Source organism: Methylomonas sp. BG-2 (genome assembly GCF_057766305.1).
Genome location: NZ_JBYMAP010000151.1, coordinates 1 through 9,988, shown reverse-complemented (window position 1 = coordinate 9,988; position 9,988 = coordinate 1). Strand labels below are relative to the sequence as shown.

The following is a 9,988-nucleotide window of genomic DNA, read 5'->3' as shown; positions in this document are numbered from 1 at the left end:
AAAAAGTGGGAGTTAAGCTAAATCAATACTTTAACCCGGCAGGCCGATGAGGGTTGACGGGAAAAGCTCACCAGGAATTCAAGCGCCCCGCATCAGCCACGGACCACGCAATCAGCGATATAACACACTTTTCGGCAGGAAATTTTCGGCAAGCAATTGATATATCAATAACTATTTTGAACTGCGGGATATTTTGCTTCGCCCCGCGAGGGATTTGACATAGTAATTTAAGTCGGCGTTTTCACTGGCACTCCAGGGTGGGATATAGGAAACATCCTATCCAGAACCGCGATCGATAAACCTTATTTTCCGTATAACAGCGACTGCGGCCGGCGTTCCAGCGCGTCGGTCAAGTCCTTCAGCGAGCGCGAGGCGTTGCGGACCTCCAGCAAGGCCTGGTTCAGAGGCGCATCGGCGTCGGCCAGCGTCTCGACCGCGTTCAGCGTGTGCCGCGATTCCTGCAAGACCTGAGTCGCGGCGCTCAGGCTCTGTTCGGCGGCGCGCAATACCGGCAGCAATTCCCGGTTAAATTCGCGCAACACTTCGCGGGTGTCGGTCAGCGCGCCGTTAGCGTTGCTCAGCAAGGGCTCGGTTTGCCGGTTCAGCGTCGCCATCAATTTTTGAGTTTCCTGTAAGGACTTCGCCAAGGCCGTCATCGATTGCTTGGTGTTATCCGATTGCAGCAGATCGCGGACTTCGATCAAGGTGTCGGACAAGTTCTTCAGGGTTTCCTCGACCGGCAACTGCTTGGCCCGATTGATGATTTCGTCGGCGGTGTTGCGGATTTCATCGACCGTGGTCGGCACGCTCGGCAATTCCGGCAAATTCTTGTAATCCAGCTTGACCAGATTGATCGGCTTATCACTGTAAAAATTCAAATCGACATACAACAAGCCGGTCAGCAAGCTCTGCGTTTCCAGGCGTGCTTTCAAGCCGGCCTCGATCATACGCTGCGCCGCCTCCCGCTGCTGTTTTTGGGTATGGCCGTGGCTTTCCTCGCCCGAGGTATTCCGCAGTAAAGCCGGATCGATTTCGATCACCACCGGTTTGTAGATGCGGTCGGTGTCGGCCTCCATCACCAGCGAAATTTCGCTGACGTTGCCGATCTGCACGCCCTGCAGTTTGACCGGCGCGCCGACGTTCAGCCCGTTCAGGGCCGAGTCGAAGAAAATCACGAAGCGGTTTTTATCCTTGAAATAATCGCCGCCGCCGAAAATCATCACGCCCATCGTCAACAAAGTCAGCGCACCGGTCAAAAACAAACCGATCGCCAAGGGATTGGCTTGCTTGCTCACAGGCTACTCCGACTACGGCCGCCGGCTGGCCGGGATGCCGAGGCGTCGCCGCGCGTTAAAAAACGCACGATATTGGGGTCCTTGGATTCGGCCAACAATTGCCTAGGGGGGCCGCCGGCGATCATGGTGTGGGTTTCGGCATCCAGAAACACCGAATTGCTGCCGATCAGGAAAATACTATCCAGATCGTGGGTGACAACGACGACGGTCGCCGACAAGGCCTGGCTTAAACTGAGGATCAGATCGTCAAGCAATTTGGCGGTGATCGGGTCCAGGCCGGCCGACGGCTCGTCGAAGAATAAAATTTCCGGGTCCAGCGCCATCGCCCGGGCCAGACCCGCCCTTTTCTGCATGCCGCCGCTCAGCTCGGACGGATAATAGTCCTCGAAACCGGCCAAACCCACCAGCGCCAGTTTGTAGGACACGATGTCCCGGACCTTCCGGGCCGGCAGCCGGGTAGCTTCGGTAATTGGCAGCGCCACGTTTTCGGCCAAGGTCATCGAACTGAGCAAGGCGCCGCTTTGAAACAACACGCCGGTGCGCTGCAAGATGCGCTGGCGGGCGACCGGATCGGCGGCCCATAAGGCTTGATCGCCGTAATAAACCTCGCCACTGGCCGGCGCCTTCAAACCGATCATATGCCGCAGCAAGGTCGTCTTGCCGCAACCGTTGCCGCCCATCACGACGAACACATCGCCGCGATTGATCGTGAAATTCAAGTCGCGCTGAATCACGAAATCGCCGTAAGTCATCGTCAAATCCTTGATCGTGATACAGGCTTCGGCCATCGTTCAGATCCCCAAGCGATTACAGATAATCGTCATCACCGAATCGGCAACCACGATGAATACGATCGCGGTCACCACCGCCGAAGTGCCGGCATCGCCGACCGCCGATGCGCTCCGCCCGCATTGCATACCGCGCATGCAGCCGGACAAGGCGATCAAAATCCCGAACACCGAGCATTTGACGAAGCCGATGATAAAGTCCTTCATCTTGACGGCATGCGCGGTGCGGTCCAGGTATTCGGTCAGCGACACGTCGAAAAAATTCACGGTAACCAAGCCGCCGCCGATGATGCCCATCAAGTCGGCGTACAGGCACAGCAAGGGCATGATCAGAATCAGAGCCAGCATTCTGGGTAGCACCAGAAAAGCCATCGGGTCCAGATTCATCGTTTTCAATGCGTCGATTTCGCTATTGACGTGCATCGTGCCGATCTGCGCGGCGTAGGCGGCACCGGTGCGGCCGGACATGATGATCGCGGTCATTAGTCCGCCCATTTCGCGGGTCATGCCCAGACTGACCAGATTGGCAATGTAGATTTGCGCGCCGAATAGCGATAATTGCACCGCGCCGACGAAGGCCAGGATCAAACCGACCAACAGACTGATCAGCGTGACGATGGGCAAGGCCGACGGCCCGCACTCCTGGATATACAGCCACAAATCCTGGCGCCGGAAATGGGCTTGGCCGCGCAGGGTCGCTAAGGTGCTCAGCGCCATGTCGCCGACGAAGACCAGCATATCCTTGGCATGCCGCACCGCGGCGGCGGTTTCGACCGTCAACGCTTCGCTCCAGGCCATTTTTCGGGAAACGCGCTGGGCGTCCAGGCGCTCCGGCACCGCGTAAACCAGCGCCAGCAAGCCTTGCAGCGGCGCCGGCAGCGTGGCTTTATCGACGATCAACCGCTTTTCGGTCGCGCAATCGATGAGTTTGATCAACTCGGTCACCAACAGGCTATCCCAACGGCCCAGCTCGATCGTCGAAAACAGCAAGCGTTCGCCGTCGCGCCGTTGCTGTAGACGAGTCAGCACCGGCGTCAGATCCGGCACGGCCGATTGCAACAGCCAATCGCCGGCAAAGGCGACTTCCAAACCCGCCGATGTCGAATTCGCGACAATCGAGGCCGGCCGCAAACCGGCGACGGCGGATGGCGGAATTGTGGGGGCTGTAGTCACTGGGCGATGAGTGCCTTAACTGTCTCAGAACGGAATATCGTCGTCGAAATCGTCGTAAGACGCCGGCGCCGATTGCGGACCGGACGGCGAAGACGGCGCAGACGGGCGTTGATCGTAACTGCTCGGCGGCGGCGTGTTGTTGTCGGAATAGTTGGCGGTTCCACCGCTACGGCTGCCGAGCATGTTCATCGACTCGGCGACGATCTCGGTGGTATAGCGGTCTTGACCGTCCTGGCCTTGCCATTTTTGGGTGCGAATCCGGCCCTCGACGTAGACCTGACTACCCTTGCGTAAATATTCGCCGGCGGTTTTCGCCAGACCCGAAAAAAACACCACGCGATGCCACTCGGTCTCTTCCTTACGGTCGCCGGTGTTGCGATCCTTCCAACGGCGGGTGGTGGCCAATCGTATCGTGGTAATGGCGTCGCCGCTCGGCATATAACGCACCTCCGGGTCGGCCCCGAGATTTCCGATCAGCATGACTTTATTCAGCATGGTTTTCTCCGTGTAAAAGCTGGGCAACGGCTCAACGCCATTGCTGTAAAAATAGATTCAAATCGTCCTTGTTCAGGCGCTGGCTATCGACTTTCAGATAGGCGGCTTGTTCCTCGAAATGCAGGCGAACTTCCTCGACGCCGACGATGGCCAGCAGTTGTTTGGAAAATTCACCGCCCTGCTCCGGCACGACGTTTTTCAAGGGCAGCAGCAGATTGGCCCAATAACGCGGCGGCGACATAAACCAGGCGATCAATATCCAACTGGCGGCGACAGCGGCCGAGAACAAAAACACCGAGGCCGGACCGAATTCGCCGTACAACCAGCCGCCGGCCGCGCCGCCCAAGAAAGCGCCGATGAACTGGGCGCTGGAATAAATCCCCATCGCGGTGCCCTTCAAATCGCCGGGCGCGGTTTTGGAAATCAGCGACGGCAACGTGGCTTCCAGCAAATTGAAGCCGCAGAAAAAGATCCACAAACAAGCGATCAGGCCGACCAACTCGCCGTGCAACAGCACGAAACCCAGATTCGCCACCAGCAGCGTCGAAATCGCCGCCAGAAATACACCTTTCATTTTGCGTTTCTTCTCGGCGATGATGACGAACGGAATGATGCCGGCCATTGAGGTCACCAGCATCGGCAAATACACCCACCAATGCTTGCCGCCTTCCAAGCCGGCATCGCGCATCAGCAACGGCACGACCACGAAACTGGCCATCAAAATCAAATGCAGCGCGAATATGCCGTAATTCAGCCGCAGCAAATCCGGATTGGTAATCACCGAACTCAGTTCAGACGGAATATATTCGGCATCGCGATGGGTGGTGATTTTTTCGGGATTGGGTACCACGAACAGCACCACCAGAATCGCCAATGCCGCCAACAGCGCGATCATCCAAAAGATACCGGCAATGCCCCAATGGTCGGCAATGATGGGTCCGGCGGTAATCGCCACGCCGAACGAAATGCCGATACTGGCGCCTATCGTCGCCATCGCCTTGGTGCGGTGCACTTCCTGAGTCAAATCGGCCAGCAAGGCCATCACCGCCGCCGACACCGCGCCGCAACCTTGCAGTGCCCGCCCGATCAAGACGCCGTATATGTCGGTCGCCAACGCGGCTACCACGCTGCCGGCCACGAACAGCAACAAACCGACGACAATGATGGTTTTGCGGGTGAAACGATCGGACAACAGTCCGAACGGAATTTGCAGAATCGCCTGACTCAAACCGTAAACGCCCATCGTCAAACCGACCAATTTCGGCGTGGAACCTGGCATTTGCTCGGTGAACAACGACAGCACCGGCAACAGCATGAACAAACCCAGCATCCTCAGCGCATAGATACTGGCCAGCGAGACGGTCGCCCGTTTCTCCATGGCCGTCATCGGACTGGTAATATCCTGAACCTGTGTCAAACCCTAACTCCTGATCCGAAAGCCGCGTATGGTACCAGGTTACGCGGCGCTCAGGAATGCAAGGATAGCCGCGCCCGCCCCAAATCCGGCGCGATCAGCCACCCGTAATGCCGGCCCTGAACAGCAAGGTTCGGTGGTTGACGTCACCCAGCCGGCGATCCATTCCAAATCCTCGATCCTAAAAAGAGCCGTTAGCGCATGTTGCGGACCATTCGCGCTTGAGAGCCAAGTCGGAGCACGCGTGGCTCACAGCTTACCTCGCCCACCGAGCGAATGAAAAAGTTGGAAACTGCCTTAGCCGCGATCGAAGGCCCGGTAATACAGGTAAAAGTCCGCACTTTTGCCCAAACGCTTGAATAGAAACCGAACCGCTAAACCACCCCGCCCATCGCCAGTGCCGTTAAGTTAAGCCGTTCGTGACGAGCAAAGTAAGCGCCCTTCGGGCGCATGGCGTTACCATGAAACAGTCGCAGTTTGAGGCGATTTTTTGTCCACTTGTAACTGGTTAATTTTGTATGCATAAAAAGCTGATTCTTGAGAGATTGTCGAACCACGGACCGCTTAACTATTCGCCCGTCGACAGGCTCGGAGGAAAGCACAAGCCTTGACTGAACCGATTGGCAAGGACCGGATTGTATCGGCTTGGTGGCTTCGTGGGGATGCAGAGCTTTTATATTCAAGCTTGAACATTTGAAATGAACCTACCGCGCTGGATCGGTAACAGCCGTTGTAAGTTTATTGCTTTCTGGTAAGCTTTCCGACCAATCACGAACCGGAAAACGTGTATTACTTCAATAGGAGAATTGCCATGGCGGATTATTTGCTCAAGACAAAAGACAGGACCGAAGACATCATCGATTTCACGCCGGAAGAAATTAGCCAAATCACGCCAGATGAAATTCAACGCATTTTTTACGATCTGCAAATTCATCAGATCGAACTCAAAATGCAAAATCAGGAATTGCGTGCCGCACAAGAAGAAATTACCCGTTCAAGGAACAACTACCACTATTTGTTTCATCAACTCCCGGTCGGTATCGTGATTGTGAACTCATCCGGCTTTGTCGAGCAGGTCAACGATACCCTGCTGGAATGGCTTGGCATAGAAAAGGGACGACTCGTCAAAAAACACTTGTCATCGGTGGTACTCGAAGACGATAAAGTGCTTTTCAATTCGCGCTTCGACAGTTTTTTCAAGAATCCCGACGGCAAGTCGCTGGTGTTGAGTCTGAACGGTAGAAAAAATCTGCCATTCAAAGCCAAAATGGCGGGCAAAAAAATTGGCGGCGACGATGTCGCCGCGTTGATGAACGAACCCGGCCAAACATTGATCATCACCGTCACCGACGTCAACGACTTATAAGGCGTTGCCGTGCCGACCATGGTCACTGCCGCGAGGTTGTCACCGGCCCGAAAAAGGCCGTAATAACTCTAGTTCAGGTTACAACCGGCGGTGTCTTACCCGCCGATGAACATTATACGGGCGCCTGGCGGTAGCGCCAGCCACGTCCGGGACGACCATCGCGCCGACGCCATCTACGCTTAGTGCCGTATAGTGACGCCCGCCGCCAAACACTGATTCCACCAAGCTTATTCCGCCACGAACCGATGAAGACTCAACCCGATAAGAACGAGCTGCATTACGTAGTGGGTATTGGCGCCTCCGCCGGCGGTTTGGAAGCCATCGAAAGTTTTTTCAAGAAAATGCCGCCGGATACCGGCATGGCGTTTATTGTGGTTCAGCATCTGTCGCCCGACTACAAGAGTTTGATGGTGGAGCTGTTATCGAAGCACACCATCATGCCGGTGCTGAGAATCGAAGAAGGCATGAAAGTGGAGCCGAATCATGTCTACCTGATTCCGCCGCGCAAAAACCTGACAATGTTTCACGGCCATCTGCTGTTGAACAACCAAAACCACACCAACGAACTCAACCTGCCGATCGATATCTTCATGCGTTCATTGGCCGAGGATGTTTCCGAATTGGCGGTCGGCATCATTCTCTCCGGCACCGGCAGCGACGGCACTCGCGGTATTCGCGCCATCAAGGAACACGGCGGCATGGTCATGGTTCAGGATGAGGAAAGCGCCAAATTCGACGGTATGCCGCGCAACGCCATCGCCACCGGCCTGGTCGATTTCATAATGCCGCCGGAAGACATGCCGAAACAGTTGATGGCATTCGTCAAACATCCCTACGCCGTCCAAGAAGCAACCATCCACTCGGAAGACAGCGATTTGACGCGGATATTCGCGCTGCTGCGCGACAAGCACAAAGTGGATTTCACGTTTTACAAACCCAACACCATCGTTCGCCGCATCGAACGCCGCATCTCGATCAACCAATGCCGCGATCTGAAGGAATACCGCAATCTCTTGGAAGATAATTCGCAAGAAGTATCCGCGCTGTTTCAGGAGTTGCTGATCGGCGTCACCAACTTCTTCCGTGACGACTCGGTATTCGAGGAAATCCGCGGCAAATGGCTGACGCCGTTGGTCAAATCACTGACCAACAATGAAATTCGGGTTTGGATCGCCGGCTGCTCAACCGGCGAGGAAGCCTATTCGCTGGCGATCATGCTGGCGGAATACCGCGAATATTCCGGGCACTTCTTCCGGATGAAATTATTTGCCACCGATGTCGATGCCAAAGCCGTGGAGAAAGCCAGTACCGGTTTGTACCCCGAGAGCATCGCCGCGGATGTGCCATCGCACCTGCTGGTCAAATATTTTTCGCGCAGGGAAGACAGCTTCCAGATTTCGCAATCGATCCGCGAAATGGTGGTATTCGCTCAACATAACCTGATCAAGGACCCGCCCTTCACCAATATTCATTTGCTGAGTTGCCGAAATTTATTAATTTACCTGCAACCCGTCCTGCAAAAAAAGATACTCGAGCTGTTCAATTTTTCCTTGGTGAAAGACGGCTTGTTGATGCTCGGCACCAGCGAATCAATCGGCGAGATGGTCGATTATTTCGACATGATCAGTCCGAAAGGCAAGATATACCGGGCCCGAGGGAAATATCGGACTCTGGGAATCAGCAGCATGGACCCGCCGCCCACACTGATCACCAACTTCCGCGCGAATTCACCGCAATCGGGTCGCAACTTCGCCAATCGCTATCAGGAAGACAAGATTCTGGAACGCTTTTTCAATGCGTTAACCAAGGACTTGCTGCCGTTCACGATGATTGTGAACGAAAACATGGAGATTTCGCACATCTTTGGCGATGCGCAGCGCTACCTGAGCTATCCCAGCGGCAAGCTGGTCACCGACATTACCAAACTGGTCAGCAAGGATTTGTCGATTCCAATCGCGACGGGCGTGCGCAAAGCGCTGAAAAGCGGCGAAAGCATCAACATGTCGAATATCAAATTACGCGAAAAGGACAAAGTTCGGACGCTGAATATTCACGTCAGATTACTACCCGGCCGCAAGAGCCAGGAAACCTTGATCGCCATTCTGATCTTCGAGGCCGATCATCATGCCACCCAGGATATCGGCTTCGTCGCCGACAACTTCGACATCAACCAGGATGCCGCGCAACGCATCAACGATCTGGAGCAGGAACTGCAACTGACGCGCGAGAACCTGCAAGCCACCGTCGAGGAATTGGAAACCTCCAACGAAGAATTGCAGGCGACCAACGAAGAACTTTTAGCCAGCAACGAAGAATTGCAAAGTACCAACGAAGAATTGCAATCGGTTAACGAGGAGTTGTACACGGTCAACGCCGAGCATCAAAGCAAGATCACCGAATTGACCATATTGAACAATGATCTCGACAATCTGTTCAACAGCACCAATATCGGAATCTTGTTTCTGGACGAGAATCTGGACATTCGCCGATTTACCCACAAGTTGCAAAGCCTGTTCCATATTGTCGAAAACGACATCGGCCGACCATTCTTTCACCTGACCCACTCCATTCGCGATATTGATCTCGAGGATCTAATCAGTCAGGTTGTCGAAAAAAAGATTATTTTGGAATCCGAGGTTCAAAATCAACAAGGCAATTGGTATTTCATGCGAATTATCCCTTATGCCATCTCCGACCGAATCTATTCCGGCGTGATTCTGACGTTTGTCGATATTGATCTGCTAAAGCAAACTCAACAAAGTCTGCGCCAACAAACCGAATTGGAAACCCAGCGTTTGGCCAGTTTTGTCAACTACTCGCTCGACGCAATCACTCTATTGGACGATTCCGGCAAATTTATTACCTGGAATCGCGGCGCGGAAAATTTATATGGCTGGAACGCGCGGGAAGCATTGCAAATGCGTTTTGAAAATCTGGTGCCGCTGGCCGAGCGCCCGCACATGCGCAGCGTTTTCGGAAAGCTCCAACAGGGCGAACAAGTCGCCCAATTCGACAGCAAACGCCTGAACCGCCAAGGCGAAGTTATTGATGTCTCGGTTTCCGCCACCTTGCTTTCATCTCAAAACGATACCGGCCAAATTTTTGCATTGACCGAGCGCGATCTCAGAAGCCATTTTTTAATAGACAAACGCCATTGCATCAGTTGTATCCAAAAACTGGCCACGCTGGTGATGGATGTTGATGAAGCCATCATTGTGATTGACTTCGAAGGCGGTATCGTGGCTTGGAACACCGGCGCGGAAGGGCTGTACGGCTGGAGCCAGGCGGAAGCGATCGGCATGAAGTTCGAAAGTTTGGTTCCGGAACATCTCCGTACCGAAGCCCGCGAAATGTTCCGGAGCATTACCTCCGGCAAATCCAACTATCAGGTGACTCAAAGCCAACGCCTGACCAGAAACCGGGAAATCTTGGACATTACGATGATAGCCTCGGTACT

Annotated in this window: 7 protein-coding genes; 2 read left to right on the top strand and 5 right to left on the bottom strand. The window is 54.4% G+C overall.

The window, feature by feature from the left end; all coding sequences use genetic code 11:
• Positions 1–302 precede the first annotated feature (302 nt).
• The 5 genes from AC3B8H_RS14455 to AC3B8H_RS14435 are packed head-to-tail and all read right to left on the bottom strand — an operon-like array spanning position 303 to position 5,168.
• The gene (locus AC3B8H_RS14455) at positions 303–1,295 is read right to left on the bottom strand and encodes an MlaD family protein (protein ID WP_488442250.1); all 993 of its coding nucleotides are present in this window, start codon (positions 1,293–1,295) and stop codon (positions 303–305) included.
• Complete coding sequence (locus tag AC3B8H_RS14450) at positions 1,292–2,083, bottom strand: ABC transporter ATP-binding protein (RefSeq protein WP_488442249.1); 792 nt, start codon at positions 2,081–2,083, stop codon at positions 1,292–1,294. Before AC3B8H_RS14450 ends, AC3B8H_RS14455 begins: the two co-directional genes overlap by 4 nt.
• 3 nt (positions 2,084–2,086) lie before the next feature.
• A complete protein-coding gene (locus AC3B8H_RS14445; RefSeq protein WP_488442248.1) occupies positions 2,087–3,256 on the bottom strand; it encodes an MlaE family ABC transporter permease in 1,170 nt (389 codons plus the stop codon).
• A 24-nt stretch (positions 3,257–3,280) separates the two neighbouring features.
• On the bottom strand, positions 3,281–3,751 hold the full coding sequence (gene ssb / locus AC3B8H_RS14440) for a single-stranded DNA-binding protein (protein ID WP_488442247.1): 471 nt from the start codon (positions 3,749–3,751) through the stop codon (positions 3,281–3,283).
• Positions 3,752–3,782: 31 nt separating this feature from the next.
• Positions 3,783–5,168, bottom strand: a complete 1,386-nt coding sequence (locus AC3B8H_RS14435; RefSeq protein WP_488442246.1) for an MFS transporter — start codon at positions 5,166–5,168, stop codon at positions 3,783–3,785.
• Between the two features lie 808 nt (positions 5,169–5,976).
• On the opposite strand from AC3B8H_RS14435, the gene AC3B8H_RS14430 reads away from it, so the two are divergent.
• Complete coding sequence (locus AC3B8H_RS14430) at positions 5,977–6,531, top strand: PAS domain-containing protein (protein ID WP_488442245.1); 555 nt, start codon at positions 5,977–5,979, stop codon at positions 6,529–6,531.
• A 245-nt stretch (positions 6,532–6,776) separates the two neighbouring features.
• On the top strand, positions 6,777–9,988 hold a 3,212-nt coding region (locus AC3B8H_RS14425), incomplete at its 3' end, for a chemotaxis protein CheB (RefSeq protein WP_488442244.1).